This window comes from Dietzia sp. DQ11-38-2, assembly GCF_014145055.1.
Lineage (GTDB): Bacteria > Actinomycetota > Actinomycetes > Mycobacteriales > Mycobacteriaceae > Dietzia.
This window is the reverse complement of the sequence record NZ_JAALDW010000478.1, coordinates 1-1231: the sequence shown is the minus strand read 5'-3', so window position 1 is coordinate 1231 and position 1231 is coordinate 1. Positions and strand designations below refer to the sequence as shown.

Here is a 1231-nt window from a genome sequence, read left to right as displayed (position 1 = left end):
ACATCCTGGTCAACAACGCCGGTCGGCCCGGCCCGCCCGACGCCCTCTCCGAGAGCGCGGAGGAGTTCGACGACATCCTGCGCGTCAACCTCACCTCGGGATTCCACCTGTCCGCCGCGGCCGTCAACGCCCTGCCCGAGGGGAGGGGGTGTTCGATCATCAACATCTCGTCGGTGATCGGACTGGTCTCCACGGCGCCGATCGGGGGCGCGGGCTACGCGGCGTCCAAGTCCGCGGTCATCGGCGTCACCCGCGAGCTCGCCGGCCAGTGGGGCCGACGCGGCGTGCGGGTCAACGCGGTGGTGCCCGGGTGGTTCGACACCGAGATGACCGACGGGCTGTTCGCCAACGAGAAATCCGCGACCTGGGTGCGCCGCAACACCATGCTCAACCGCGGTGGCCGCGCGGGTGAGGTCGACGGCGCGGTGCTGTTCCTCGCCTCCGACGCCGCGAGCTACGTCACCGGACACGTCCTCACCGTCGACGGCGGGTGGACGGCGCGATGACACCTCCGACGTCGGGAGTCGCGCTGCCCGCGACCATGCGGGCGTGGCGTCTGCACGAGTGGGGGTCGGGCCCCAGGCTCGACCGCATCCCCGTGCCACGCCCCGGGCCCGGTGAACTGCTCCTCAAGGTGGACGCCGCCGGGTTGTGCCACTCCGATCTGCACATCATGGACTCGCCCGAGGGGCGATTGCCGTACACGCTCCCGTTCACCCTCGGCCACGAGGTCGTGGGCACGGTGGTCGCCGTCGGCGACCGCGCCGACGAGAACCGGGTCGGGTTGACCTACGCCGTGCACGGAGTGTGGTCGTGCGGTGAGTGCCGGAAGTGCCGGAGCGGGCGGGACAACTACTGCGTCCGCCTCGAGGGCGCGATCGGCGGCGGGATCGGGCGCGACGGGGGACTGGCCGACTACATGCTCGTCCCCGCGGCGCGACACCTCGTCTCCGTCGACCCCACCACGGGATCGGCCCTCGCCCCGTTGACCGACGCCGGACTCACCGCCTACCACGCGGTCCAGTCGCAGCCCGCCACCGTGAGGGGATCGGTGGTCGTGGTGATCGGGATCGGCGGGCTCGGCCACCTCGCACTGCAGGTGTTGAGGTCCCGCTCGCCCGAGGTGGTGGTGGCGGTCGACCCCCGCGAGAGCGCCCGGGCGCTGGCCACCGAGCTCGGTGCCGACCACGCTGTCGCCTCGGTCGGCGAGGCCGCCGAGGTGGTCGACCGG

The 1231-nt window shown here is 72.5% G+C and carries 2 protein-coding genes; both read left to right on the top strand.

The window, feature by feature from the left end; translation table 11 throughout:
• On the top strand, positions 1-506 hold a 506-nt coding region (locus G6026_RS14960; RefSeq protein ID WP_182613643.1), incomplete at its 5' end, for an SDR family oxidoreductase.
• On the top strand, positions 503-1231 hold a 729-nt coding region (locus G6026_RS14955; protein WP_182613642.1), incomplete at its 3' end, for an alcohol dehydrogenase catalytic domain-containing protein. The genes G6026_RS14960 and G6026_RS14955, both read left to right, overlap by 4 nt.